We start from the raw sequence: 25,825 nt of genomic DNA, 5'->3' as shown, positions 1-25,825 counted from the left end.
GGTCGAATTCTGGCGTCGAAGGGTCAGTAATCGACGTCGAGACGTCGGCCACTGTGGGCCGACGTCTCGGCGAATGACGTTTCGCGGTCGATGACTGACGTCTCGGGGTCGATAAGTGACCACTCGGCGTCAGATTCTGACGGTTCGGCGGGGTTTGCGCGCCGGGTCGGTGTAGATGATCTCGGCTACAGCAGACGGGCTGCGCCCGTTAGTCGAGGCCGATGGAGAAGGCGGCTTCGAGGTCGACCTGGGAGTAGGTGCGGAAGGCGATGTGGGTCTCGGTCTCGAGGACGCCGGGGACCTTGTTGACCTTGTCGGCGATGACGGCGGCGACCTGCTCGTGGTCGCGGACGCGGACCAGGGCGATCAGGTCGATCTGGCCGGTGACGGAGTAGACCTCGCTGACTCCGTCGATGGCAGCCACGGCCTCGGCCACCTCGGGGATCTGGGACACCTCGGCATTGATGAAGACGATCGCTGTGATCACGCAGGTCACGTTAGCCGATCCGTCTAGAGCATCGCCGCCCGACGGCCCGCGCCGCCGACGGGGCAGGTCCAGTCGCCCTCGATGTGGGCGAGGCGTACGCCCGGCGACTCGAGCCAGCGCAGCAGCAGCTCGGTCTCCTCGGCGCTGGCGGCGGGGACCGGGCCGGGGGCGGGCAGGACGGTCTCGGCGCTGAGGCGGAGGCCGTCGACGTAGGCGTGGGCGTTGGCCTGGCGGGGGATGACGCCGGCGCCGGCGAGACGGCCGTGGCGGACGACGTGCACCGCCCAGCGGCCGTCGTCCTCGCGGCGGATCGCGGTGACCTCGGGCAGCCGGGTCAGGCTGCTGAGCCGCTGGGTGCGGGCGGCGGCGCGGAGGTAGGAGGTCATCCGGTCGCGGTGGACGGCCGCCTCCTCGAAGCGCTCCTGCTCGGCCAGGTCGGTGAGCCGCTCGGTGATCGACTCGACCACCTCGTCGGGACGGCGCACCAGCGACTCGCGGACCCTGGCCGTCAGCGCTGCGTACGTCTCCGAGCCCACGCTCTGGTCGCACGGGCTCAGACAGCGGTGGAGCTCGGCGAGGACGCACGGGGTCTTGCGCGGCAGCAGCGGGAGCCGGTCGGTGCACTGCCGGATCGGGAAGGTGTCGTGGAGCGCCTGCAACGCCTTCTCGGCGACCTTCTTGGAGCCGAAGGGTCCCAGGTAGTCGGCGTCGTCGTCGAGCACCTGCTTGACCAGCGAGAGACGGGGCCAGGGCTCGCGGGTGAGCTTGATGAAGTGCATCTTCTCGGGCCGCCGCGAGCGGCGGTTGTAGGGCGGCTTGTGCTCGCCGATGAGCCGCAGCTCGCGCACGCCCGCCTCCAGGGCCGTCGCGCACTCGATCCCCTGCACGGTCGTGGCCAGGCCGACCATCTCGCCCATCCGGGAGCGCGTCTCGGAAGCGGTGAAGTAGGTGCGCACACGAGTGCGGAGGTCCTTGGAGGTGCCGACGTAGAGCACCCGGCCCTTCTCGTCCTTGAAGAGGTAGACGCCGGGGGCGTGCGGCAGGTCCTCGGCCAGGTGGCGCTTCTTGCGCTGGGCGGTGGTGACCTTGGCCGAGAAGGTGGCCAGGTCCTCGAGGGTCAGCACGCCGAGGTTGCCGAGCCGCTCCATCATGCCGTGGAGGACGTCGACGGTCGCGCGGGCGTCGGAGAGGGCACGGTGGTTGGGGGTCGTGGGGGAGCCGAAGACCCGGGCCAGCGAGCCGAGCTTGTGGTTGGGGGCCTCGTCACGGGTCACCACCCGACGGGCGATCTTCACCGTGTCGAGCACCTCGAACCGCGGCCACGGCCGCTCCTGCTGCGCGGCGAAGTGCTTGAGAAAGCCGACGTCGTAGTGGGCGTTGTGGGCGACCAGCACGCAGCCCTCGGCGAACTCCAGGAACGCCGGCAGCACCGACTCGATGGTGGGGGAGGAGGCGACCATGGAGTTGGTGATGCCGGTGAGGACCGCGATCGAGGGTGGGATGCCGGTGTGGGGGTTGACCAGCGTCTGGAACTCGCCGAGCACCTCACCGCCGCGCACCTTCACCGCGCCGATCTCGGTGATCATCCCGCCGTTGTCGGGGCTGTTGCCGGTGGTCTCCAGGTCGACCACGCAGAAGGTGAGGTCGCGCAGCGGCCGGCCGAGCTCGTCGAAACCCCGCTGGGCCTCCCAGCGCTCGCCGACGGCCGTCTGATGACGGCGGGCCACCGCCCGCGCGCGCATCTCCAGACGAGCCTGTCGGACCGCCGCACTGCTCATGCGAACACATTAGCGATCGGCGCCGACAGTTCCGGGCAGGAGATCCCGAGAAGACATGCCGGAGCGAAAGATCAGGCCAGCAGCGAGGCGAGGGTCATCACCGGGACGGTGCGAGCACCGGCGCGGCGTACGTCCTTGACGATCTCGGCGTCGTCGGTGGCCACCAGGATGACCCGACCGGCAGGCTCGGCGTCGACGAGGTCGCGGATCACGTCGTCGGCGATCACGCCCTCGGGGGAGAAGAGCACCTTGACGCCGCGCGGCGGCACCGCGGTGGGGCGTACGGAGGCGGAGTGGGCGTCGAAGACGACGGTCGTCTCGGCGCCGGTGCGGGCCGCGATCGGCGCGATCGCGCGCAGCAGCCGCAGCCGCTGGGCGTCGAGGGCGGAGTCGGGCCACAGGGCCTTGGAGACGTTGTAGCCGTCGACGATCAGCCGCACCCGCGGCATCGCCAGGAACTGCTCGAGGTGGGCGCTGCTGGTGACCCCGGCGCCCGCTGCCGCGTCGACGGAGGAGAGCTCGTTCTCGATCCGCTCACCCGGCGTGCCGGTCACCGGGGGCAACGCCAGCTCGCGGCGGAGCCCGCTGGCGGCGTCGAGAAGCGTGTCGAGCAGGAACCGGGCGCGCAGCGAGGCGTCCTCCCGGTCCGTCTTGGACGTACGCCGCTCGGCGGCCGCCTCGCGCTCCATCTTCTCGATCTGGCTGCGGAGCTGGCGCAGCTGCCGGTCGCGGGAGGCCAGCTCTTCCTCGGCGCGCGCGAGCGCGGAGCGAGCCTCGGTCAGTGCCCCGTCCAGGCCGGCTCCGGCCTCGCGCGCGGCGGCGCGGGCCTCGCCGAGCTTGCGACGCAGCGCGGTGTTGTCGGCCTTCAGGTCGTCGAGCCGGGCCTTGCGGTCGGCGCGCACCTCACGGATCTCGTTCTCGGCCGCGGCGAGCTTGCCGCGCAGCCTGGCGACCTCGGCGTCGACGGCCGGCACTGCGGCGGCCTCGAGCCGGTCGAGCGCCTCCTTGAGCTGGATCTCCCAGCCGTCGGGGCGGACGAGCCAGGCGACCGCCGCGGCCTCGGCCGGGTCCTCGGGGAGGGTGATGTCCTCCCCGCCCTCGGCGAGGTAGGCGGGGCGGAGCTGGGTGCCGACGGACTCGCGCACCTCGTCGTCGCCGGCGATGACGGAGGCGATCATCGCGCCGCCGGCCTTGGCGCGCCGGGCCGGAGCGAAGTCGGCGATCCGCTTGAGCGCGGGCGGAAGTCGCACCACCTCGGGCAGCACCCCGGCCGTGAGCGCGACGATGCGCCCCCGGACCGTGTCGGGGAGCGTCGCGTATGCGGAGACCTCCATGTCTCAAGTGTAGGGACCGGGCCAGCGATCTCCGCCTCGAATACCGTGCTGCGATGGTGTTGACACGCCGCACGCAACCGGACGAAAGCAAAAATGTCGGTGCTCGGTGAGACCGTCGCAGCATGACGACGAGAATCGACTGTGACACCTGCCTCGTGCGGGGACTGGCGTGCCACGACTGCGTGGTCACCGTGCTCCTGGGCCCGCCCCCGGAGCTGACCATCGAGGACGACGAGCGCCGGGCGCTCGATGCGCTCGCCGATGGTGGCCTGATTCCGCCTCTGCGGATGGTGGAAGGGATGTAGCCGAACTTTTGGGCGTGGGTGGTTGGCAGGTGGGGGATGCCGTCGGCTAATGTGCGCAGGAACTTGGCACTCGTGGAAGTGGGTCAACCGACTCACGCGGGTGTCGCGCTTAGTCCAGGTCCGCTTCGGGGCGGACCGGGAGCCGGGGAACCACACCGGTCGCACCGCAGCACTGGGTGCGATCACCTGGGGTGAATCCGCCGCGAGGCCGATCTGGGCGACCAGGTCGGGGAGCGTTGGTAGGGCAGGTCGTGCCCGAACCCGTCAGCTCACCCGGTAGGCGTCAACGACTACACAAGGAGACCATCCGCTCGTGACACGCGACCGGAAGCGACTCATTGCCGGAGCAGCCGGCATCGCCGCCATCGGTGTCGCCGGGATCATTCCCGCAGCGACCCCCGCCCAGGCAGACCCCGACCTCGACGACGTCCGTGAGAAGGTCGACAAGCTCTACACCCAGGCCGAGGCGGCCAACGAGGACTACAGCAACGCCAAGCTGCGCCTGAAGGAGCTCAAGGGCCAGCTCAAGGACCTCAGCGCCGACGAGAAGCGGCAGAGCAAGGAGCTGGACAAGATCCGCGCCGAGCTCCGCGACTCCGTGCTGCGGCAGTTCGAGGGCTCCGACGTCTCTGCCGTCGGTCAGGTGATCACCTCCGAGGACCCGCAGGAGTTCCTCGCCGGGCTGGCCACCGTCTCGTCCTACAACGCGCTTCAGGCCGATCTGCTGGCCCGCTACAACACCGAGGCCGAGGCCCTCCAGGTGCGCCGCGAGGCCACTGAGGAGCGCAAGGCCGAGATGGCCAAGGTCAAGAAGACCATGCAGCAGAAGAAGGCCCAGATCGACAAGAAGTACCAGGCGGCCCAGGCCGAGCTCGACGAGCTCGAGGCCGACGAGCTGGAGGAGTTCCAGCAGGCCAACGCCGGCGCCGGCATCCCCGACAACCTGCCGCCGCCCTCGGGCCGGGCGAAGGTGGCCGTCGACTACGCGCTGGCCCAGGTCGGCGACGGCTACGTCTACGGCGCCACCGGCACCGCCACCTGGGACTGCTCCGGCCTCACCATGGGCGCCTGGGGCCAGGCCGGCGTCTCGCTGCCGCACTCCTCCTCGGCGCAGTACAGCAGCGGTCCGCAGGTCTCCCGCGACCAGCTCGCCCCCGGCGACCTGGTCTTCTACTACAGCCCGATCAGCCACGTCGGCATGTACATCGGCAACGGCCAGATCGTGCACGCCTCCAACCCGAGCACCGGCGTGAAGGTCTCGCCGATCGACGAGATGCCCTACACCGGCGCCGTCCGTCCGGGCTGAGCTTGACCCAGCACCCTGAAGGGGCCGATCGTTCGCAGGTGCGAACGGTCGGCTCTCTTCTTTCCCGCCTCCGGGCCCACCCCGCCGTGGTCGGGGCCGGGCTCGTCGTGGTGATGCTGCTGGCCGGCTTCGTCGGATGGCGGCTGACCGGCGGTGGCGAGTACGTCGCGCCGACACCGTCCACCGCGCCAGTCGTGCGCGCCGACACCGATGCTGCTCGCGCCTCGCTGGACGAGCTGGTCACCGGCGTACGCGAGGGGGCGGAGCCGAAGGGCGAGGACCCCGCATCCGTGGCGGTGCGCAACGCCCACGCCATCGGGATCGAGGACGTCACCGCGGAGTACGTCGCCGAGTCCGGCCACGTGGACTCCGACGGCTCCTGGAGCGCCGACGTCGAGATGTCGTGGCGCGGGCCAGGTGATCCCGCGTTGACGGAGGAGCTGCGGGTCGGCTTCGACGGCGACGGCGCGATCACCGGCTTCTCGGCGGTCCGCGGCACCCGGATGCCGCTGTGGCTCAGCGGCCCGGTCGAAGTGAGGCGCAGCGGCTCGACCCTGGTGGTCGTCCAGGCCTCCGCCGAGGTCGCCGACCGCTACGCCGAGCTCGCCGCCACTGCGGTCGCCGAGGTGCGCGAGGTCGTCGAGTGGGACGACCCGCGCCTGGTCCTCGAGGTGCCCGCCAGCGGACTCGACTCGGCGCTCGGCGTGCAGCAGGGCACCTACACCGCTGTCGCCGCGGTGACGGCGACCGTGGACGGCTCCACGAGACCCGGCACGCCGCTGCACGTGTGGGTCAACCAGGGTGTCATCGGGGACCTGGAGGCGCCGGGCGCCCAGGTGGTGATCACCCACGAGGCCACCCACGCCGCCACCGACGCCCCGGCCAACGCCCACCGTCCGATGTGGCTGGTCGAGGGGTTCGCCGACCATGTCGCGCTGCGCGACACCAAGCTGCCGCTGAGCAGGACCGCCGGCCAGATCCTCGCCCAGGTCCGCGAGGACGGCCCTCCCGACCACCTGCCCGGCAAGACCGAGTTCAACACCCGCTCGGAGCACTTCGGAGCGGAGTACGAGGCCGCCTGGCTGGCCTGCGAGGTGCTCGCCGACGCCGGCGGCGAGGAGGCCCTGGTCGACCTCTACGAGGCGACCGGTCGTGGCATCGGCCTGGAGAAGGCGCTGCAGGCGAGCTTCGGCTTCGGCGAGGACGAGCTGACCGCTCGCTGGCGGAGCCGTCTGTCAGAATCTGCTCGATGAGCGGGGCGGAGGCGGTCAGCGTGCGGCGTACGGCCTGGGTGGTGCTCGTCCTCGGCGCGGCGGCGTTCGTGGCGCTCGCCTGGGCGCTGATCCCGTGGCATCCCTACCCGGGCGGTCCGCTCGACCTGCCCGACGAGCGGGAGGTGTTCACCCCCGACGAGCTGGAGCGGATGCTGGCCTACTCCGGCACCGCCCGGTGGATCAGCCGCACAGCCCTGGTCGTCTCGCTGCTCGTCTCCTGCCTGCTCGGGTTCACCTCCCTCGGCAGACGGATGGTGGCGCGGCTGCCCGGCCCCTGGCTGCTCCGGGTGGTGCTCGCCGTCGCCCTCGTCACGCTCGTCGGCTGGCTGGCGACGCTGCCGTTCGGGGTGGCGATCCACCGCCTGCAGATGCGCTACGGACTCTCCAGGCAGCCGTGGGGGCCCTGGTTGGGCGACTCGCTGCTCAACCAGGCCGTCGGCGTCGTGACCACGTCGCTGGCGCTGCTCGCGCTCTTCGCGTGCATCCGGTTCGGCCGGCGCCGGTGGCCGGCGGTGGCCGCCGGCCTGGTCGCGGCGCTGGTGGTGGTCGGCTCGTTCGTCTACCCGGTCGTCATCGAGCCGCTCTTCAACGACTTCGAGCCGCTGCCGCGGGGTCAGCTCCGCACCGAGGTGATGAAGATCGCCGACCGCGAGGGTGTCGAGCTCGACGACGTGCTCGTGGTCGATGCCTCCCGCCGCACGACCGCGCTCAACGCGTACGTCACCGGCTTCGGCTCCACCCGCCGGGTCGTCCTCTACGACAACCTCGTCGACTCACAGCGCGCCGCCGCCGCCCACGGGGCGGTGCTCTCCGTCGTCGCCCACGAGCTCGCCCACGCCAAGCACGACGACGTCCTGGTCGGCACCGTGATCGGCGCCGCCGGAGCCGTGGCTGCGGTCGGCCTGCTGGGGGTGCTCTCCTATCGCCGCCAGGACCGGTACGCCACGCCTGAAGGCATCCCGATGCTGCTCGCCGTCTTCGCGCTGGCGAGCGTGCTGGCGATGCCTGTCCAGAACGGCCTCAGCCGGCAGGTCGAGACGCGCGCGGACGTGGATGCGCTGCATGCCACCGAGGACCTGGAGTCGTTCACGCGGCTGCAGCACGACCTCGGCGTACGTTCCCTCTCCGACCCGTCGCCGCAGGATTGGTCGCAGTGGTGGTTCGGATCGCATCCGACTGCGTTGCAGCGGATCGCTATTGCCCGCCGCGTCCTGGGGGACTGAACGAACGCGCCGAGTCGGCGCATCTGCCCCGGAAACACACGCCGAGTCGGCGCATCAGCCCCCTCGCGCTCGCTTCGCTTCGCGCGGCACGGGGGCAGATGCGCCGACTCGGCTACACCAGAACAGCTTTTACTTGCTGTAGAGCGCGTCCACCTCGTGGCTGAACTCGCGCATGACCACGTTGCGCTTGAGCTTGAGGCTGGGGGTGAGCTGGCCACCCTCCTCGGTCCAGGCGTCGGGGATGATCACGAACTTGCGGATCGATTCTGCCTTGGAGACCGCGTTGTTGGCGTCGTCGACGGCGCTCTGGATCGCTGCGCGCAGGTCCTTGTCGTCGACGAGGTCGTTGATGTCGCTGGACTTGCCGTTGGCCTCGGCCCAGGTGGGGAGGGCCTCGGGGTCGATGGTGACGATGGCGCCGATGAACGGCTGGCCGTCGCCGACCACGATGCACTGGTCGACGAGCACGTGGGCGCGGAGGCGGTCCTCGAGGACGGCCGGGGCGACGTTCTTGCCGCCGGCGGTGACCAGGATCTCCTTCTTGCGGCCGGTGATCTTGACGAAGCCCTCGTCGTCGACCTCGCCGAGGTCGCCGGAGTGGAACCAGCCGTCCTCGGTCTTCGCCTCGGCGGTGGCGGCGGGGTTCTGCCAGTACTCCTTGAGCACCTGGCCGCCCTTGAAGAGCAGCTCGCCGTCGTCGGCGACGCGCACGCCGGTGCCGGGCAGCGGGCGGCCGACGGTGCCGATCTTGAAGGCGTCGGGCAGGTTGACCGTGAGCGCTGCGGTCGTCTCGGTGAGGCCGTAGCCCTCCAGGACCGTGACGCCGATGCCGCGGTAGAAGTGGCCGAGCCGGTCGCCCAGCGGGGCGCCGCCGGAGACGGCGTAGGAGCAGTTGCCGCCGAGGGCGGCGAGCAGCTTGCCGTAGACGAGCTTGGAGAAGAGCTTGTGCTTGGCGGCGAGGAGGAACGGCGCCTTGCCGGCCTCGGTGGCGCGGGAGTACTCGATCGCGACCTCGGTGGCCATGTCGAAGATGCGGCCCTTGCCGTCGGCGACGGCCTTCTGCGAGGCGGTGTTGTAGACCTTCTCGAAGACACGCGGGACGGCCAGCACGAAGGTCGGCTGGAAGGTGCCGAGGTCGTCGACGAGGTGCTTGATGTCGGGGGTGTGGCCCAGGCGGGTGCGCGACTTGATGCAGCCGATCTGGATGATCCGCGCGAAGACGTGGGCGAGCGGCAGGAAGAGCAGCGTGCTGCGGCCCTCGAGCGTGAACAGCGCGTCGAGCGACTCCACGACGACGCTGAGCTCGAACATGAAGTTGCCGTGGGTGAGCACGCAGCCCTTGGGGCGGCCGGTGGTGCCGGAGGTGTAGATCAGGGTCGCGGCGTCGTCGGGGGTGACCGCGACACGCCGGGCCTCGAGCTGCTCGTCGGTCACGTCGGCGCCGAGCTTGGCGAGCAGGTCGACGGCGTCGTCGGCGATCGCCCAGACGTTCTTCAGTGCGGGGCAGGAGGCGCGCACGTCGCTGATCCGGCCGACGTGGCCGGCGTCCTCGGCGATGATCGCCACCGCAGCGGAGTCCTGCAGGATCCACTCGATCTGCTCGGCCGAGGAGGTCTCGTAGATCGGCACCGTGGTGGCGCCGGCGAACCAGATCGCGTAGTCGATCAGCGTCCACTCGTAGCGCGTCTTGGAGAGCAGCGCGACGCGGTCTCCGGCGCCGACACCCGCGGCGATCAGGCCCTTGGCGACCGCGGAGACCTCGCCGAGGAACTCGGCGGCGGTGACGTCGACCCAGCCGCCGTCGGCACCGGGCCGGCTGAGGACGGCGGTGTCCGGCGCCTCGGCGGCGTTGCGTACGACATCGTCGCTCAGGTTGCCGGTGGGGGGAACAACGTACGTCGCGGGCGTGGAGAACTCGCGCACAAGGGCCTCCGCATACTGATGGTAGGTGGGTACGAACCGGGAGGTTACCCCCGTCACAGCCCGACCATTTCACCGGGATGCTATCCGGTACGCTCCTTGGCACCTAGCAAGTCAGGGAGTGAGGACACCACCGATGGCCGATCAGACCACCTCGACGATCGTGATCGAGGCCGAGCCCTCGGCAGTGATGGCGGTGATCGCGGACTTCCCGTCCTACCCGGCCTGGGCCAAGGGCATGAAGAAGGTCAGTGTCGTCGAGACCGGCGCCGACGGCCGTGCCGAGCAGGTCCGGTTCGTGCTCGACGTCGCGCCCATCAAGGACGACTACACCCTGGCGTACGTCTGGGACGGCGACCGCCAGGTCACCTGGTCGCTGGTGGAGGGCAACCTGCTGCGCTCGATGGACGGCGCCTACGTGCTTCGCGACCTCGGCGGCCGCACCGAGGTCACCTACCGGCTCGCGCTCGACCTGAGCATCCCGCTGATCGGCATGCTCAAGCGCAAGGGCGAGAAGGTCCTGATCGACACCGCGCTGCGAGGCCTCAAGCAGAGGGTCGAGAGATAAGCATGTCCTTGTGAGAATCCTCCTCTTCACCGGCAAGGGCGGCGTCGGCAAGTCCACCGTCTCGGCCGGCACCGCCGCCATGTCCGCGGCCCGTGGCCGGCGCACCCTGGTCCTCTCCACCGACGCCGCCCACTCGCTGGCCGACGCCTTCGACCTGGCGAGCGCGCGCGAGGGCGGTGCCCTGGGGTCCGACCCCGTCGAGGTCGCCGAGGACCTCTATGTCCAGCACGTCGACGCCCAGCGACGCTTCGAGCAGTCCTGGGCGGAGGTGCAGGGCTATCTGCTGAGCGTCCTGGACACCATCGGGGTGGACCGGATCGCTGCCGAGGAGCTCACCATCCTTCCGGGCGCCGAGGAGGTCTTCGCGCTCCTCGAGCTGCGCCGGATGGCGAACTCGGGGGAGTGGGACACGATCGTGGTCGACTGCGCTCCCACCGCCGAGACGCTGCGGCTGCTCGCCCTGCCCGAGGCGCTGGGCTGGTACCTCGACCGCATCCTCCCGGTCCAGCGCAAGATGGTGAAAGCCCTCAAGCCGGTGCTGACCAAGGCCGCGGGCGTGCCGATGCCCGGCGACTCCGTCTTCGACGCCCTGGTCCGGCTCCACGGCGAGCTCACCGAGGTCCGCGCGCTGCTCTCGGGCCCGCAGTCGTCGGTACGCATCGTGCTGACCCCCGAACGGGTCGTGCTCGCCGAGGCGCGGCGGTCCTGGACCACCCTCTCCCTCTACGGCTACCGCGTCGACGGTGTCCTCGCCAACCGGATCTTCCCGGCCGGCGGCTCCGACGACTGGCGGGCCGGCTGGGTCAAGGCCCAGGACGACGTGCTCGGCGACGTCGGCGCCTCCTTCGAGGGGCTGCCGGTGTGGCGCTCCTACTACCGGCCCACCGAGCCCGTGGGCGTCACCGACCTGCGCGAGACCGCCGAGGCTGCGTACGCCTCGGTCGACGGAGTCGACCCGCTGGCCGTCCCCGAGACGCCGGCGCCGTTCCGGACCGAGCCCGGCACCGATCCTGGGACGACCGTGGTCCACCTGGCGCTCCCCGGGCTGGCCCGTTGGGTGGAGCGCGACCAGGTGCAGCTGGGCCGCAACGGCGACGAGCTGGCGATCACCGTCGGGGCCTACCGGCGGTTGCTGACCCTCCCCGCGGCGCTGGCCCGGATGAGCGTGACCGGGGCGCGGGTCGAGGATGGGGAGCTGCGAGTAACGTTTTCTCGTCCATCGACAGACACCGAGAGCGAGTAGTCGTGAGCGAGCGTCAGCGAGCGAGCCATCAGATCTTCACGCGGCCGCGTCCGTACGCTGGCGCTCGCGCTACGGATGTGGTCGCGTGAGCGAGCGCCACGAGTGGGCCGAGGAGCCGTTGGGGTCGACCGCCGAGGAGCTCGCCCGGCTCGTGGAGGCGATCGGCGAGTGGGCCAAGGACTCCAGGGTCGCCCACCTCGCCGAGTCGTTCGGGGAGCATCTCGATACGGGAGCGCCGGAGTGCGCCTACTGCCCGCTGTGCCGTACCGTTCATGTCCTCCGGGAGTCGAGCCCGGAGGTCAAGGTGCATCTGGCCAGCGCTGCCGCATCGTTGATGCAGGCCGCGGCTGCGGTGCTCAACGCGGCGGCCACGGGTCCGGGTGCTGGCCCCAGTGATGGACCCAGTGAAGGACCCAGTGAAGGCGAGGATGCTCACAGTGATGGCGTGCGGGCTGAGGAAGGCGCGACCCGGGAACGGGTCCAGCGCTCCGAGAAGGTCGAACGGATCGATCTCGACGGCTGGAGCTGACGCGTGACGACGACGAAGAAGCTCTCCTGCGGTGTCGACGTCGGCGGCACCAAGATCCTCGGCGGCGTCGTCGACGCCGAGGGCAACATCATCGAGGACCACCGCGTCGAGTCGCCGGCCAAGAGCCCGGAGGCCATCGAGTCGGCGATCGTCGAGGTGGTCCAGGAGCTGAAGACCCGCCACCCGATCGAGTGCGTCGGCATCGGCGCGGCCGGCTACATCGACAAGGGCCGCTCGACGGTCATGTTCGCGCCCAACATCGCCTGGCGCGACGTGCCGCTCAAGGAGCGCCTGGAGAAGATCCTCGAGCTGCCGGTCGTGATCGAGAACGACGCCAACGCGGCTGCGTGGGGCGAGTTCGAGTACGGCGCCGGCGCCGAGGTCGACAACATGATGCTGGTGACCGTCGGCACGGGCGTCGGTGGCGGCCTGGTGCTCGAGGGCGAGCTCTACCGCGGCGCCTTCGGCGTCGGCGCCGAGATCGGCCACATGCGCGTCGTGCCCAACGGCCACCTGTGCGGCTGCGGCAACCGCGGCTGCTGGGAGCAGTACGCCTCGGGGTCGGCCCTGGTGCGCAACGTCCGCTCCGCGGCGCGCGGCGGATCGCTGCTCGCCCGCGAGGTGCTGGACCGCGCCGAAGGCGACCTGGAGAAGATCAAGGGCCCGCTGATCACCGAGGCCGCCCGCGACGGCGACGCCTTCGCGATCGAGGCGCTGACCGACCTCGGCATCTGGCTCGGCGAGGGGATCGCCTCGATCGCCGCGGTGCTGGACCCGGCCGTGGTCGCGATCGGCGGGGGAGTGGCCGAGGCCGACGACCTGCTGCTCGGCCCGGCGCGCCGTGCCTTCCTGGCTCAGCTGACCGGCCGGGGCCACCGGCCGATGCTCGACATCCGCAAGGCGACGCTCGGCAACGAGGCCGGCCTGATCGGCGCCGCGGATCTGGCCCGCAAGTGAGCCAGGACCTCTTCATCGGTGTCGACATCGGCGGCACCAAGGTGCTCGCGGCGGAGGTCTCGCCGTCCGGTGAGGTGCTCGGCACCGCTCACCGCAGCACCCCGGGCCGCCGGGTCGAGCTCGAGCTGGTCGAGGACGCGCTGACCGAGGCGGTCACCGAGGTGGCCGCCGGTCGGCCCGTCGCCGGTGTCGGCCTGGCCGCTGCCGGGTTCGTCGACGCGGCGGGGGAGCGGGTCATGTTCGCGCCCCACCTGCCCTGGCGCGGCGAGCCGACCCTGACCCGGCTCTCCTCCCGCTGGGGCACCCGGGTGGCCCTGGACAACGACGCCAACTGCGCTGCGCTGGCCGAGATCGAGCTCGGCGCCGCCCGCGGCGTCGACTCCGCGCTGCTCATCACCCTCGGCACCGGCATCGGCGGTGCGATGGTCCTGGGCGGCCAGATGGTCCGCGGCCGCAACGGGATGGCCGGCGAGTTCGGCCACATGCAGGTCGTGCCCGGCGGGCTGCCGTGCGAGTGCGGCCTGACCGGCTGCTGGGAGCAGTACTCCTCCGGCAACGCGCTGGTCGCCTTCGTCCGCGCCCGCGTGGAGACCGAGGAGTACGCCGGCTGCGCGCTCGACGAGCTGGCCGCCGGCGACCCGCTCAAGATCACCGGCCCGGCGGTCACCGCCGCGGCGGCGGACGGGGACGCGCTCGCGCTGGCTGCGTACGAGTCGGTGGGCTCGTGGCTCGGCGTCGGGCTGGCCGGCCTGGTGGCCGCCTTCGACCCCGAGCTGCTGGTCGTCGGCGGGGGAGTCTCGACCGCGGGCGACCTGCTGCTGGCCCCGGCGCGTGCGTCGCTGGAGGCGTCGCTGGTGGGCCGTCTGCACCGCGAGGTGCCGCCGATCGTGGCCACCGGCTTCGGCGCCGAGGCGGGCGTCGTCGGGGCGAGCCTGCTGGCCCGCCGGCTCACCGCGGCTGAGAGCTAGCTAGACGCGAGCGCCGTCGTCCCAGGGGTCGCGGGGCTCGGTCGGCATGGTCATCAGCAGGTAGACGAAGCCGGCGATGAAGGCCGCGACCAGGCCGCCGATCACCCAGCTGCTGAAGTGGCGGCCGGTGATCGAGGTGACCACGATCAGGACGAGCACCGCGACCGGAGCGCCGAGCACGCCGATCCAGGCGAGCAGCCGGGCGGGGGTCGGCTTCGGCAGCGGCGGCGGGGGCGGCGGGACGTATCCCTCGTCGTCGTCGCGCCACATGTCCTCGTAGGCGTCGGGCTCCTCGACGGGCTCGACGATGTCGATCTTCTTCTCGAAGAGACCGCTGGAGACGGGCTCCTCGTCGAGGGCCGGGCGCTCGCCGTAGTTCTCCACGATCTCGCGCCAGGCTTCATCGTCCGACGGGCCGCTGGAGGGCACAGAGGCGTCGTCGGAGGCCCCGGTCGCGTCCTCGGGCCGGTCGTCTCGATCGCTCACGTCCCCAGCGTAGCCGGATCTCATGACAGGGTGCGGCGACTACGAGTACCTATCTCGTTATAGGCTCACCGGTCGAAGACAATTTGGGAAGGCGATGGGGTGTCGACGAAGCTCTTCTACTCGTTCTTGAAGTGGGTCGCGGTCGGCCCTCTCCTCCGTGCGATCTTCCGACCGACCTGGGAGGGCGTGGAGAATCTTCCGCGCAAGGGACCGGCGATCCTGGCCGGCAACCACCTCTCCTACGTCGACTGGCTCTTCATGCCGCTCGGTGCACCGCGGATGGTGCGGTTCGTGGCGAAGGCGGAGTACTTCACCGGCACCGGCGTGAAGGGTGCCCTGCAGCGGCTCTTCTTCAGCGGCACCGGCAACGTCCCGATCGACCGCGGCGGCGCGACTGCTGCCGAGGGTGCGCTGATCGCCGCCAAGCGGGTCCTGGGCGAGGGTGAGCTCTTCGGCATCTACCCCGAGGGCACCCGCTCCCACGACGGCAAGCTCTACCGAGGACGTACCGGCGTGGCCCGGCTGGCCCTCGACACCGGCGCCCCGGTGATCCCGGTCGCGGTGATCGGCACCGACGTGATCGCGCCCCCGGGCAAGAAGTTCGGCAAGCTCGTCCATCCGCGGGTCATCTACGGCGAGCCGCTGGACTTCTCGCGCTACGAAGGCATGTCCAACGACCGCTACATCCTGCGGGCGATCACCGACGAGATCGTCTACGAGATCTTGAAGCTGTCCGGTCAGGAGTACGTCGACATGTACGCCACCGACGCCAAGAAGCTCGCCGAGGGCGAGAAGGCGGCGAAGAAGAAGTCGCGGGCCGCCAAGGCCGCGCCGACCGAGGACGTAGCCTGACGATCCACTCGTCCCACCCGTTCCCGACGCCGGAGGATCCCGTACGCCGGTGGCGGGGGCGTCTGGGTGGGCGGGTCTCGCTGTGGGTCTCCGGCTCTGCCGGTTCCGAGGCCGGGCTCACGGTCTCGTCGCTGATGATGGCCAACGGGTCGCCCGGTGCCGTGCTCGGCCTGCTCGACCCCGACTCCGACCTTCGCGACGAGCTCGAGGAGACCGGGCTCGGGGTGGTCTCGCTGCTCCACTGGCGCCACCGCGACCTCGCCGAGGCTTTCGGCGGCACCGCACCCGCTCCCGGCGGTCCGTTCCGGCTCGGGTCGTGGGAGACGACCGAGTTCGGCCGGCGGCTCGCCGACGCCCCGACCTGGGCGGGCGTACGCCTGGTCTCGATGACGGAGATCGGCTGGTCGGCGCTGGCGACCTGCGAGATCGTGTCGCTGGAGGTCGGTGACGACACCGACCCGCTGGTCCACCGGCACGGGAGGTACGAACGGTGATCGACGGCTACCTGCGACGGCTCGGCATCGCCGGGCGTCCCGAGGCGACGTACGAGACGCTCCTCGACCTCCACCGGCGCCACCTCGACACGCTGCCCTACGACAACCTCTCGATCATGCTCGCCGCCATCGGGGCCGCGGAGGCGCCCGACCCCGTCGACCCGGCGGTGACGCTCGAGCGGGTCGCCGGCGGCGGCAACGCCGGCTACTGCTTCCACCACAACGGCCTGGTCGCGCTGGTGCTCGAGGAGCTGGGCTTCGAGGTCGTACGCCGCCCTGGCCAGCTGATCGAGACGACCGGACCGAGCGGTGAGCTGGACCATCTCGCCCTCGAGGTCCGCGGGCTGCCCACCGCGGAGAACCCGGGCGGTCGCTGGTGGCCCGACCTCGGCTTCGGCGACGCCTTCCGCGAGCCGCTGCCGCTCGTGGACGGCCACCACCGGCAGAACGGCTTCGTCTACCGGCTGGTGCGGGTGGGGGAGCAGGGCTGGACCTTCCACCACGACCCGGCCGGCTCCTTCCACGGCAACCTGATCCGCGGGGAGGTCGGCCTCGACGAGGTCGCCACCCGGCATCCGCAGCTCTCCACCCCGCCCGGCGACTACACCACCAAGCTGGTCGTCCAGCGGCGCGACGCCACCGGCGCCGACACGGTCCGCTCGATCCGCCACACCCGGATCGGTGAGGGCGCCAGCAGCCGCGAGCTGCGCGACTTCGCCGAGTGGACCGCAGCGCTGGAGGGTCTGGGGCTCTCGCTGGAAGGCGTCGAGGAGGCCGCGCTGCGCGAGCTCCACCAGCGCCAGAGCGCCGACTACGACGAGTGGTTGCTGACACGCTGACTGCCGACGTGCTGAGATGACGGACATGAGCGACGACGACTCCGCCCCCGAGCTGCTCGACATCGCAGCCGAGCTCTACGGGCTGCCGCTCGCCGACTTCACCCCGGAGCGCGACGCGAAGGCGAAGGCGCTGAAGGGCACGCCGGTGGCCGCTGCGGTCAAGAAGCTCAAGAAGCCGTCGACCGCCGCCTGGGTGGTCGATCTGCTGGTGCGCTACGAGACCGAGCAGGTCGAGCAGGTGATCTCGGTCGGCGCGCTGCTGCGGGAGGCCCAGACCGGGATGGACGCCGCCCAGCTGCGTGAGCTCACCAAGCAGCGCCGTCAGCTGACCGCGGCGGTGACGACCCGGTCCCGCGGCCTGGCCCGCGAGCACGGCCTGCGTGTGACGGAGGCGGTCGCCACCCAGGTCGAGGCGACGCTGACCGCGGCGATGGTCGACGAGGCCGCCGCCCAGGCGGTACGCAGCGGCCTGCTCGTCTCTCCGCTCGCAGCCACCGGGGTCGACGCCGTCGACGCGGCCGCCGCGGTCGCGCTGCCGGAGGCCCTGGGCTTCGAGGTCGAGGAGGCGACCCCGCCACCGCGCGAGCCGCTGAGAGCGGTGCCGGACCTGCCGGACACGAAGGCGCTCGACGAGGCCCGCGAGGCGCTCGAGGAGGCGGAGTCGGCGCTCTCCGAGGCGGAGAAGTCACGCGACGAGGCCGCCTCGGCCTTCAAGGACGTGGAGGCGCGGTCGCTGCAGGTGAAGTCGGAGATCGAGGACCTGCGCCGCCGGCTCGAGGAGCTCGAGGAGAAGGCCGACGACGTCGACGACGAGCTCACCGAGGCGGAGGAGACGCGCGACTCGGCCGAGAAGGCGGTCTCGGAGGCGGCTGCCGCCCGTGACGCCGCGGCGGCTGAGGTGGAGCGCCTCGAGAAGTAGCCGGTCCGCGGACCGGGGGAATGTCGAGTCATCTGGTCGACTAACCTGGTCCGGTGACCGAGACCGCCACCGACTCCGCTGTCGCCGCCCGCTACCGCGACCCCGCCCTCGCCTCGCTGAGCGCGACCAGCTCGGTGATCGAGCAGCAGCTCAGGCACCGCTCGGTGCGGGCGTTCCTCGGCGACCCGGTCACCGACGACCAGCTCACCGCGATCGTCGCCGCCGCCTCCTCGGCGCCGACCTCGTCCAACCTGCAGACCTGGAGCGTCGTGGCCGTGCGCGACGTGGACCGGAAGGCGCGGCTGGCCCGGCTCGCCGGTGGCCAGGCGTTCATCGAGGCCGCGCCGCTGTTCCTGCTGTGGGTCGCCGATCTCAGTCGCGCCCGCGGTCTCGCCGCTGCAGCCGGGACCAGGGTCGAGGCGACCGACTACCTTGAGTCGACCCTGCTCGGGGTCATCGACGCCGCGCTCGCCGCCCAGAACGCCATCGTCGCCGCCGAGTCGCTCGGTCTCGGCACCGTCTGCGTCGGCGGGGCCCGCAACCACCCCGAGGAGATCGCCGCCGAGGTCGGCCTGCCCTCCGGTGCGTTCGTGGTCTTCGGGCTCGCGGTCGGGGTTCCCGACCCGGCCGAGCCCGCCGGGGTGAAGCCGCGGCTGCCGCAGTCCGTGGTGCTCCACCACGAGACGTACTCGCCTCCGAGCGGGGAGGACCTCGCTGCGTACGACGAGCGGCTGAGCGGCTACAACGCCACCTACGGGCTCGGCGGTGGGTGGCGCGAGCGGGTGCTGGCGCGCCTGGTCGGGCCGGCCAGCATGGCCGGACGCCACCGGCTGCGTGCTCAGCTCGAGCGCCTGGGGCTCATCAGCCGCTGATGCGGACGTCCCGGCGCATCCGGACGAGCGGGACCGGCGCGCCACCGCGGTCGTCGCTGATCCGCTCGACCGGCTCGAAGCCGTAGGACCGGTAGAGGGGCTCGCCGGCCAGCGTCCCCATCAGCTCGAGGCTGGTGAAGCCCTCCGCCGCGGCGGCTCGCTCGCACAGCTCCAGGATCAGCCTGCCGACGCCGCGCCGCGCGAAGGCGGGGTCGGTGTACATCGCCCGCACCCGCGCCGGGTCGTGCGCGGGGTCGAGCAGTGCCGGCTCGCGCCCGGGGGTGTGGTCGCCGCCGTAGAGCGTCGCCCGCCTGCTCCAGCCCCCGCACCCGGCGATCCGGTGACCCTCCTCGACCACGAAGTAGGTGCCGTCCTCGATCAGCTGGGTGTCGATGCCCATCACCATCCGGCTCGAGGCGATCTCGGCCTCGGTGAGGAACCCCTTCTGGAGCTCGCCGATCGCGGTGTCCATGATCGCGGTGAGGGCGGGGATGTCATCGCGGGTCGCCAGCCGGTGGATGAAGGGCACGAGGAGAGCCTGCCACGTGGCGCGTAGGGAGGGCGTCGAGCCGAGGCAGGAATCCTGTGTGACCTGCATCACGAGAATTTACCTTGACCTATTGACGGTGGAAAACGGTGTCGATAACGTTTTCGAACGAGTTCGCGCGAGCTCCGAGGTACCACCACCGAGAACCTTTCATCCGGGAGAACAGGATCGATGATGACCCGAGTTCGAGTTAGACCTTTGCGCGCCGAGCTGGCCAGGAGGACCGCCGGCATCGCCGCCGTCGCCGCCATGCTGGTCACCAGCGGCGTCGTCATCGCCACCACGGCGAGCCCTGCGCAGGCCGACGGCTCCACCCTGCAGGACGCGGCGGCCGAGTCCGACCGCTACTACGGCACCGCCATCGCGGCGAGCCGCATGTCAGACTCGCAGTACATCAACATCGCCAACCGCGAGTTCAACATGATCACCGCCGAGAACGAGATGAAGATGGACGCGACGGAGCCGTCGCAGAACCAGTTCAACTTCTCCTCGGGCGACCAGATCGTCAACTGGGCCCTCCAGAACGGCAAGCGTGTCCGTGGGCACGCGCTGGCCTGGCACTCCCAGCAGCCGGGCTGGATGCAGAACATGGAGGGCAGCTCGCTCCGCAACGCGATGCTCAACCACATCGCCGGGGTCGCCGGCCACTACCAGGGCAAGATCTACGCCTGGGACGTCGTCAACGAGGCGTTCGAGGACGGCTCCTCCGGTGCGCGCCGCAACTCCAACCTGCAGCGCACCGGCAACGACTGGATCGAGGCCGCCTTCTACGCGGCTCGTGAGGCGGACCCCGACGCGAAGCTCTGCTACAACGACTACAACACCGACAACTGGCAGCACGCCAAGACGCAGGCCGTCTACAACATGGTGCGTGACTTCAAGTCCCGCGGCGTGCCCATCGACTGCGTCGGCTTCCAGGCCCACTTCAACTCCGGCAACCCCGTGCCGAACAACTACCACGAGACGCTGCAGAACTTCGCCGACCTCGGCGTGGACGTGCAGATCACCGAGCTGGACATCGCCGGCTCCGGCACCTCGCAGGCCGAGCAGTTCCGCGGTGTGACCCAGGCCTGCATGGCGGTGACGCGCTGCACCGGCATCACCGTGTGGGGCGTACGCGACACCGACTCGTGGCGCGCCTCGGACACCCCGCTGCTCTTCGACGGCTACGGCCAGAAGAAGCTCGCCTACGGCTACGTCCTCGACCAGCTCAACACCGCGGACGGCGGGTCCTCCGACCCGGGCGACGGCAGCTGCTCGGTGACCGCCACCCGCACCGAGTCGTGGGGTGACCGTTTCAACACCGTCTTCACGGTCAGCGGCACCGACGACTGGGTGGTCCGGATCAGCACCGGCTCCGGCCAGAGCCTGCAGAACTCCTGGAACGCCGACATCTCCGGCACCTCCGGGACGTTGACCGCAACGCCGAACGGCAACGGCAACGAGTTCGGCATCACGCTCTACTCGAACGGCAACACCTCGACCCCCTCTGCGAGCTGCTCCGCGGCCTGACCGGGTCTGGACCTCGGCCACGGGATCCCGTGGCCGAGGTCCTTCATGTTTTTGTGGTCGCTCCGGTGGTCGAGCTTGTCGAGACCACCCTGCGAGCGGACATCGGCAGCGACTGTGTTTTTCGCTCCCAGGTTCGCCGCCGACCCGATCTCTGAGTGTTTCTCGATCACGCGCCGCGTCAAGGACGCCCTTCGGGCGCCGCTTGCGCGGTGGCCTTCGGCCATCCTTGACTCGGCACCCGATCGAGAAGAGATTTCCGCCAATATCGGGGCGGCGGCGAGGGGTGTGGCGCGGGCTCGTGGGTCTTCGAAAGAGCCGACGTCGCCGCATGGCAGGGACCGCTCGCCTCCGCTGGTCGAGCCGCCGGAGCCCCTGGGCGGAGGCGTGTCGAGACCAACACAGTCCGCTTCGCGGCGGAGTTCGCCGAGACCTGGCCCATCCAGGACACGCCAACCCGCCGGTGGTCGAGCTTGTCGAGACCACCCTGCGAGCGGACATAGGTCAGCGACTCTTTCTTCGTTCCCGTCTTCGCCGCCGACCCGATCTCTGAGTGTTTCTCGATCACGCGCCGCGTCAAGGACGGGCTTCGCCCGCCGCTTGCGCGGTGGCCTCGGCCATCCTTGACCCGGCACCCGATCGAGAAAAGATCTCCGCCAATATCGGGGCGGCGGCGAGGGGTGTGGCGCGGGCTCATGAAGCTTCGAAAGAGCCGACGCTGATCGGGGCAGCGACCGCTCGCCCCCGCTGGTCGAGCCGCCGGAGCCCCTGGGCGAAGGCGTGTCGAGACCAACACAGTCCGGGCCCAGGACGACCGCCCTGAGCCCCGGACACCGAAGGTCGAGCCTGTCGAGACCCCCATCGCGAACACACCAACCCACCGGTGGTCGAGCTTGTCGAGACCACCCTCCGAGCAACATCTCAATGCGCCCAAAAAGACGGCCTGACTAGGGCAAATAGGTAGCAGCACCGCATCGTTTCGCATATAATGAAACGCATGAACGTGACCCCCGACCAGCTCCTCACCGGACCACCCCCAGGTTCCTCCGAAGCAGAGCTGATCGACTGGATCACCGGTCTCGAAAACCTGAAATGCCGAGCCGAAGCACTCCAGGCCGAAGCCGCCGTACGCCTCGAGGAAGCCACCCGGACACGGCACGTTGAAGCCGGCGTCCCCGCCCGCAGGGTCGGTGACGGTGTCGCTTCCCAGATCGCCCTCGCCCGACGCGTCTCTCCCGCTAAAGGCGCGAAGTTGCTGGGCCTGGCGAAGATCCTCATCGGCGAGATGCCGCACACCTTCGCCCTGATGAAGGCCGGCTTGTTCTCTCAATGGCAGGCCACCATCCTCGCCCGTGAAACTGCCTGCCTATCGCTTGAGGATCGTCGGTTCATCGACCACGAGCTCTGCGCGCGGACGCCCGACGGCGGGGCACCGAAGGTCGTCACGATGGGTCTGCGGCAGCTCGAGAACGCCGCCAAGAAGCTCGCGATCACTCTCGACCAGGAGTCAGTCGTCGCCCGCGCCGCGAATGCGGAGAAGGACCGGCGCGTCAGTCTCCGACCCGCACCGGACACGATGACGTGGCTCGGAGCGTTGCTCCCGGTCAAGGATGGCGTCGCGGTCTTCGCCGCGCTCGACCAGGCTGCGAAGGCTGCCCAGGCCGCCGGCGATCAGCGCACCAGGGGCCAGGTCATGACCGACACACTGGTCGACCGCGTCACCGGCAGGGAAGCCGGCGTGAAGCCGAAGATCGAAGTCAAGATCGTGATGACCGCCGACTCCCTAGTCAACAACGCCGACCAACCCGCCATGGTCGAGGGCTACGGCCCCGTCCCAGCAGCCTGGGCGCGGGAGTCCCTTCATGACTCCGAGGTCTTCGTTCGCCGCCTACTCACCGATCCGGCTGGTCAACTGATCGCGATGGAGTCGCGAGCGCGCAAAGCACCCGACGGGCTCGCCGAGTTCATCACCACCCGCGACGGAGGAATCTGCCGCACCAACGGCTGCGACGCACCGATCCGCAACGTCGACCACATCGAACGTCACACAGACGGCGGCAAGACCAGCGCGGACAACCTCCAAGGCTTGTGCGAAAGATGTAATCAGGCGAAAGAAGCGATCGGCTGGCAGGCCAGACCGGGGCCCGACGGCAGCGTCGTCACCATCACACCCACCGGGCACACCTATCTCAGCCCGCCACCCGAGACCTGGGCACAGGAACCACTGCCGCTGTCCCCAGCCGAGCTCCGGCTGCGCAACGTACTGCTGGACCACACTCTCGCCGCCTGAGGCTGCGCGCTTCCGGGAGACCTTGGGTGGCGGGTACGTCCTCGCCGGTGGCGGGGTCTTAGAGGTAGACCTGCTCGCCGGCACGGGGGTCGCGAGCAGCGAACACGTGGAAGGTCGGGGAGGCCGGGTCGGCGAGGTCGACGACGGTGGCGCCAAGGTGTCCGCTGCCGAGTGCCTCGCGGAGCGGTCCGCGGGCGTCGTGGTTCCCCGTCGAGTAGAGGTCCGGGATGCCGCGCTCGGCGCGAAGGCGCCGACGCGATCCCGGATCGATCGGCAGCGCGCCGTTGACGGAGACATGTGTGTCGGAGAGATGCAGGATCCGGGTCATGTCGTGAAGGCCGACATCAGGACCTCGGCGACGCCGTCGTCCTCGCGGAGGACGGCGACGTCGAGATAGTGCGCGTCGACCTCCTCGTCGACCTGGGTGAGGTCGACCTGGACGCAGGCGATGGCGTCGGTGCAGCCCGTGTCGGTCAGCGCGGGGGAGCCGGGGAGGTCGGCCAGCCAGGCGTCGAGCTCGGCCCGGGGGACCGTCATCGTGCCCTCGAGATGCCAGTCCTGGAACCCGATGTAGGTGCACTCGGCATCAGAGGTTCCGGCCGGCAGCGCCGGCGCACCGACCGCGGCGGCGAGATCGGCACAGTCGGCCGGGTCGGCGTCCGCTCCCTCGCGCAGATCGGCGCCCGCCCAACCCACCCAGGCGGCGAGGCCACCGGCTCCGACCAGCCCGGCCACCACGCCCAGGGCACCGACCCCGAGCAGCCGGGCCCACCATGGGATTCCGCGTCGCGGACGGCTCACGCCCACTGCCGTGAGCGCGCGACGGCCTCGGTCCAGGTTGCGTACGCCTCGTCGGCCGCCTCACGACGCGAGGTGTCGGGGGTGAAGGTGCGGTCCAGGGCCCAGGTCTCCCGGATCTCGTCGAAGGAGGACCACACGCCGACCCCGAGGCCGGCGAGGAACGCGGCGCCGAGACCGGTGGTCTCGACGAAGCGCGGGCGGGAGACGTCGACCCCGAGCTGGTCGGCCTGGAGCTGGCACAGCAGGTTGTTGGCGGCGGCACCGCCGTCGACGTTGAGCGAGGCGACGGGTGTCGGCATGGTCGCCATCACGTCGCGTACCTCGAAGGCGATCGCCTCCAGGGTCGCGCGCACGATGTGGGCCCGAGTGGTGCCGCGGGTGATGCCGATGATGGTGCCGCGGGCGTCGGGATCCCAGTGAGGAGCGCCGAGCCCGGTCAGCGCGGGCACGAACACGACACCCTCCGACGAGTTCACCGTGCTCGCGAGGGCCTCGGTCTCCGCGGCCGACCCGATGATCTGCAACCCGTCGCGCAGCCACTGCACGGCGGCGCCGGTGACGAAGATCGAGCCCTCGAGGACGTAGGTGACCTCCCCGGCGGGAGACATCCAGCCCGGCGAGGTGAGCAGCCCGGACTCCGAGCGCTGCGGGGTCGTGCCGGTGTTGGTCAGCACGAAGGAGCCGGTGCCGTAGGTGCACTTGGAGTCACCCACCTCGAACGCGGCTTGGCCGAACAGCGCGGCCTGCTGGTCGCCGGCGACCCCCGCGATCGGCAGCGAGAGGTCCAGGAAGACCCGCGGGTCGGTGACCACGCCCTGGCCCCAGTTGGGCCCGATCTCCGGCAGCGCGTCGCGCGGCACCCCGAACAGGTCGCACAGCTCGTCGGACCAGTCGTTGGTGGTGATGTCGAAGAGCAGCGTGCGGGACGCGTTGGACACGTCGGAGACGTGGTGGAGACCGCGGGTCATCCGGGCAACCAGGTAGGAGTCGACGGTGCCGATCGCGTAGCGGCCAGACTCCACGTGAGCCCAGGTGTGCGGCTCGTTCTCGCGGATCCAGGCCAGCTTCGTGGCGGTGAAGTAGGGGTCCAGCCGCAGCCCGGTCAGCTCGCGCACGCGGGCGTCGTGGTCGGCCATCGCCGAGCACATCGCGGTGGTGCGCCGGTCCTGCCAGACGATGGCGCGGCGCGGCGACCCCAGCGTCTCCCGGTCCCACAGAACGACCGTCTCGCGCTGGTTGGTGATGCCGATGCCGACGAGGTCGTCGCGCGTGCCGTGGGCTGCGAGCGCGGTGCGGCAGGCCTCCAGGGTGGCCTGCCAGATCCCCTCGGGGACGTGCTCGACCCAGCCGGGGTGGGGGAAGTGCTGGTCGAACTCCTCATATCCCCGGGCGGTGACAGCACCGGACTCGTCGACGATCAGCGCGGTGACGCCGGTGGTGCCGGCGTCGATGGCGAGGATCGAGCTCACTTGGGCGTCCTGACGATGTCGAGGATGCGGCGGTCGATCCAGGACAGGTCCTCGGCGACCCGCATCTCGTAGTTCTCGGTGCCGACCCAGGCGCGGAAGCCGGCGGCACCCTGGGCCGCGGCGTACGTCTCCAGCTCGGCCTCGATCTCGGGTGTGACCTGCACCTTCTCGGCCTCGGTAGAGGCAGTGAGGTAGAAGTCGCTGAGGTCGAGGAGGCGCTTGAGCTCGGTGATCGGCGCGGCGTGGTCGTCGACGCGGAGGTCGGCCGCGATGTCGTCGTTGCCGCCGTAGCCGGCGTCTTCGCGCACGACCAGGAGAGCGGCGCTCTGCCGGCCGCGGCTGTCGCCGCCGGCCTCGTCGCCCGCGGCGAGGGCCGCCAGCAGGCGGTGCTGCAGCGGCTGGTCGGGGGAGGAGGCGAGCCAGGCGGCCTCCATCGCGTCGACCACCTCGGGGCCGGTGAGGATGTTGCCCTGGATCGCGTAGCCGCGGCCGGTGCGGCCGCCGGCCCAGTCGAAGCAGGAAGGGCCGGTGTAGGAGGCGGCGTTGCCGTCGACGTCGACGATGCCGACCTGGCGGTGCTCGCTGCGCTCGTCCTCGTCCAGGAGCCGGTCGAGGGCGACCGAGGCGGTCGCGCCCTCGTCGAGGTGAGCGAGCGCGAGTCCCTTGTAGGCCACGTTGGCCTCGGCCTGGGTGGCGATCGCTCCGACCCCTGCGACGGCGGCCGGGACGGCCGATCCGACGGCCAGGAACTTGGACGCGACAGCCACACCCCAGGTGGGCTCCCCGGTGCCGGGATCGACTGCTCTGGCGACGATGGAGAAGGTCATGGCAGCGACCCTATCCGCCGAATTTCAG

General features: G+C 70.7%; 26 protein-coding genes and 1 riboswitch. Of the genes, 16 read left to right on the top strand and 10 right to left on the bottom strand.

The genetic code is table 11. From position 1 onward, the window contains the following. Positions 1-208: 208 nt before the first annotated feature. From IEY81_RS13940 to IEY81_RS24615, 3 genes are all read right to left on the bottom strand, one after another. Positions 209-487 (bottom strand): Lrp/AsnC family transcriptional regulator, encoded by a 279-nt coding sequence (locus IEY81_RS13940; RefSeq protein ID WP_189119083.1) that lies wholly within the window; start codon positions 485-487, stop codon positions 209-211. Between the two features lie 23 nt (positions 488-510). After that, on the bottom strand, positions 511-2,229 hold the full coding sequence (locus IEY81_RS13935; RefSeq protein WP_189119162.1) for a DEDD exonuclease domain-containing protein: 1,719 nt from the start codon (positions 2,227-2,229) through the stop codon (positions 511-513). A 107-nt stretch (positions 2,230-2,336) separates the two neighbouring features. Then, positions 2,337-3,599 carry an NYN domain-containing protein gene (locus IEY81_RS24615; protein ID WP_189119082.1) on the bottom strand — a complete coding sequence of 421 codons (1,263 nt, stop codon included), beginning with the start codon at positions 3,597-3,599 and terminating at the stop codon, positions 2,337-2,339. Positions 3,600-3,721: 122 nt separating this feature from the next. Between IEY81_RS24615 and IEY81_RS13925 the strand changes: the two genes are divergently transcribed. The 4 genes from IEY81_RS13925 (at position 3,722) to IEY81_RS13910 (ending at position 7,707) form a co-directional block, all read left to right on the top strand. After that, on the top strand, positions 3,722-3,904 hold the full coding sequence (locus tag IEY81_RS13925; protein ID WP_189119081.1) for a hypothetical protein: 183 nt from the start codon (positions 3,722-3,724) through the stop codon (positions 3,902-3,904). A 96-nt stretch (positions 3,905-4,000) separates the two neighbouring features. Then, positions 4,001-4,202: riboswitch (cyclic di-AMP (ydaO/yuaA leader) on the top strand. Between the two features lie 15 nt (positions 4,203-4,217). Further along, positions 4,218-5,210 (top strand): C40 family peptidase, encoded by a 993-nt coding sequence (locus tag IEY81_RS13920; protein WP_189119080.1) that lies wholly within the window; start codon positions 4,218-4,220, stop codon positions 5,208-5,210. Between the two features lie 38 nt (positions 5,211-5,248). Next, on the top strand, positions 5,249-6,463 hold the full coding sequence (locus IEY81_RS13915) for a hypothetical protein (protein WP_189119079.1): 1,215 nt from the start codon (positions 5,249-5,251) through the stop codon (positions 6,461-6,463). Beyond that, positions 6,460-7,707: a M48 family metallopeptidase gene (locus IEY81_RS13910; protein WP_189119078.1), complete on the top strand. Its 1,248-nt coding sequence runs from the start codon at positions 6,460-6,462 to the stop codon at positions 7,705-7,707. Before IEY81_RS13915 ends, IEY81_RS13910 begins: the two co-directional genes overlap by 4 nt. 129 nt (positions 7,708-7,836) lie before the next feature. On the opposite strand, the gene IEY81_RS13905 is transcribed toward IEY81_RS13910, so the two are convergent. After that, on the bottom strand, positions 7,837-9,630 hold the full coding sequence (locus IEY81_RS13905) for an AMP-dependent synthetase/ligase (protein WP_189119077.1): 1,794 nt from the start codon (positions 9,628-9,630) through the stop codon (positions 7,837-7,839). Positions 9,631-9,763: 133 nt separating this feature from the next. On the opposite strand from IEY81_RS13905, the gene IEY81_RS13900 reads away from it, so the two are divergent. The 5 genes from IEY81_RS13900 (at position 9,764) to IEY81_RS13880 (ending at position 13,892) form a co-directional block, all read left to right on the top strand. Beyond that, positions 9,764-10,195 carry an SRPBCC family protein gene (locus IEY81_RS13900; protein WP_189119076.1) on the top strand — a complete coding sequence of 144 codons (432 nt, stop codon included), beginning with the start codon at positions 9,764-9,766 and terminating at the stop codon, positions 10,193-10,195. Between the two features lie 10 nt (positions 10,196-10,205). Further along, positions 10,206-11,438 (top strand): ArsA family ATPase, encoded by a 1,233-nt coding sequence (locus IEY81_RS13895; protein ID WP_189119075.1) that lies wholly within the window; start codon positions 10,206-10,208, stop codon positions 11,436-11,438. 85 nt (positions 11,439-11,523) lie between these two features. After that, positions 11,524-11,967 (top strand): hypothetical protein, encoded by a 444-nt coding sequence (locus IEY81_RS13890; RefSeq protein WP_189119074.1) that lies wholly within the window; start codon positions 11,524-11,526, stop codon positions 11,965-11,967. A gap of 3 nt (positions 11,968-11,970) precedes the next feature. Then, on the top strand, positions 11,971-12,924 hold the full coding sequence (locus tag IEY81_RS13885) for an ROK family glucokinase (RefSeq protein WP_189119073.1): 954 nt from the start codon (positions 11,971-11,973) through the stop codon (positions 12,922-12,924). Next, entirely contained in the window at positions 12,921-13,892 is a 972-nt protein-coding gene (locus IEY81_RS13880; RefSeq protein WP_189119072.1) for an ROK family protein, read from the top strand. The genes IEY81_RS13885 and IEY81_RS13880 overlap by 4 nt, the downstream gene beginning before the upstream one ends. Here IEY81_RS13880 and IEY81_RS13875 read toward each other — a convergent pair whose 3' ends face one another. Continuing rightward, complete coding sequence (locus IEY81_RS13875) at positions 13,893-14,378, bottom strand: hypothetical protein (protein WP_189119071.1); 486 nt, start codon at positions 14,376-14,378, stop codon at positions 13,893-13,895. 99 nt (positions 14,379-14,477) lie between these two features. Here IEY81_RS13875 and IEY81_RS13870 point away from each other — a divergent pair, with 99 nt between their 5' ends. Genes IEY81_RS13870 through IEY81_RS13850 form a run of 5 tightly spaced genes read left to right on the top strand, consistent with a single transcriptional unit; the run spans position 14,478 to position 18,354 of the window. After that, positions 14,478-15,230, top strand: a complete 753-nt coding sequence (locus IEY81_RS13870) for a lysophospholipid acyltransferase family protein (RefSeq protein WP_189119070.1) — start codon at positions 14,478-14,480, stop codon at positions 15,228-15,230. Next, the gene (locus IEY81_RS13865; protein ID WP_189119161.1) at positions 15,227-15,724 is read left to right on the top strand and encodes a flavin reductase family protein; all 498 of its coding nucleotides are present in this window, start codon (positions 15,227-15,229) and stop codon (positions 15,722-15,724) included. The genes IEY81_RS13870 and IEY81_RS13865 overlap by 4 nt, the downstream gene beginning before the upstream one ends. Then, complete coding sequence (locus tag IEY81_RS13860; protein WP_189119069.1) at positions 15,721-16,563, top strand: arylamine N-acetyltransferase family protein; 843 nt, start codon at positions 15,721-15,723, stop codon at positions 16,561-16,563. The genes IEY81_RS13865 and IEY81_RS13860 overlap by 4 nt, the downstream gene beginning before the upstream one ends. 25 nt (positions 16,564-16,588) lie before the next feature. Further along, positions 16,589-17,482, top strand: a complete 894-nt coding sequence (locus tag IEY81_RS13855; protein WP_229787857.1) for a hypothetical protein — start codon at positions 16,589-16,591, stop codon at positions 17,480-17,482. A gap of 53 nt (positions 17,483-17,535) precedes the next feature. Next, entirely contained in the window at positions 17,536-18,354 is an 819-nt protein-coding gene (locus IEY81_RS13850; protein WP_189119067.1) for an NADPH-dependent oxidoreductase, read from the top strand. Here IEY81_RS13850 and IEY81_RS13845 read toward each other — a convergent pair. Continuing rightward, complete coding sequence (locus IEY81_RS13845) at positions 18,344-18,952, bottom strand: GNAT family N-acetyltransferase (protein WP_189119066.1); 609 nt, start codon at positions 18,950-18,952, stop codon at positions 18,344-18,346. The two genes, IEY81_RS13850 and IEY81_RS13845, sit on opposite strands and share 11 nt — an antisense overlap. A 123-nt stretch (positions 18,953-19,075) precedes the next feature. Here IEY81_RS13845 and IEY81_RS13840 point away from each other — a divergent pair, with 123 nt between their 5' ends. After that, positions 19,076-20,413 carry a glycoside hydrolase family 10 protein gene (locus IEY81_RS13840; protein WP_189119065.1) on the top strand — a complete coding sequence of 446 codons (1,338 nt, stop codon included), beginning with the start codon at positions 19,076-19,078 and terminating at the stop codon, positions 20,411-20,413. A gap of 994 nt (positions 20,414-21,407) precedes the next feature. Then, on the top strand, positions 21,408-22,700 hold the full coding sequence (locus IEY81_RS13835; protein ID WP_189119064.1) for an HNH endonuclease: 1,293 nt from the start codon (positions 21,408-21,410) through the stop codon (positions 22,698-22,700). A 58-nt stretch (positions 22,701-22,758) separates the two neighbouring features. Here the strand turns inward: IEY81_RS13835 and IEY81_RS13830 are convergent, their stop codons facing one another. From IEY81_RS13830 to IEY81_RS13815, 4 genes are read right to left on the bottom strand one after another with little or no spacing between them, the layout of a single operon-like run. Then, positions 22,759-23,028, bottom strand: coding sequence for a hypothetical protein (locus tag IEY81_RS13830; RefSeq protein WP_189119063.1), 270 nt, complete (start codon positions 23,026-23,028; stop codon positions 22,759-22,761). Beyond that, positions 23,025-23,501 carry a hypothetical protein gene (locus IEY81_RS13825; protein WP_189119062.1) on the bottom strand — a complete coding sequence of 159 codons (477 nt, stop codon included), beginning with the start codon at positions 23,499-23,501 and terminating at the stop codon, positions 23,025-23,027. The genes IEY81_RS13830 and IEY81_RS13825 overlap by 4 nt, the downstream gene beginning before the upstream one ends. Next, on the bottom strand, positions 23,498-24,970 hold the full coding sequence (locus tag IEY81_RS13820; RefSeq protein ID WP_189119061.1) for an FGGY family carbohydrate kinase: 1,473 nt from the start codon (positions 24,968-24,970) through the stop codon (positions 23,498-23,500). Before IEY81_RS13820 ends, IEY81_RS13825 begins: the two co-directional genes overlap by 4 nt. Then, entirely contained in the window at positions 24,967-25,797 is an 831-nt protein-coding gene (locus IEY81_RS13815; protein ID WP_189119060.1) for a DUF1028 domain-containing protein, read from the bottom strand. Before IEY81_RS13815 ends, IEY81_RS13820 begins: the two co-directional genes overlap by 4 nt. Positions 25,798-25,825 lie beyond the last annotated feature (28 nt).

The sequence above is a fragment of the Nocardioides luteus genome (genome assembly GCF_014648595.1).
GTDB lineage: Bacteria > Actinomycetota > Actinomycetes > Propionibacteriales > Nocardioidaceae > Nocardioides > Nocardioides luteus.
This window is presented reverse-complemented; position numbering and strand designations above follow the sequence as displayed.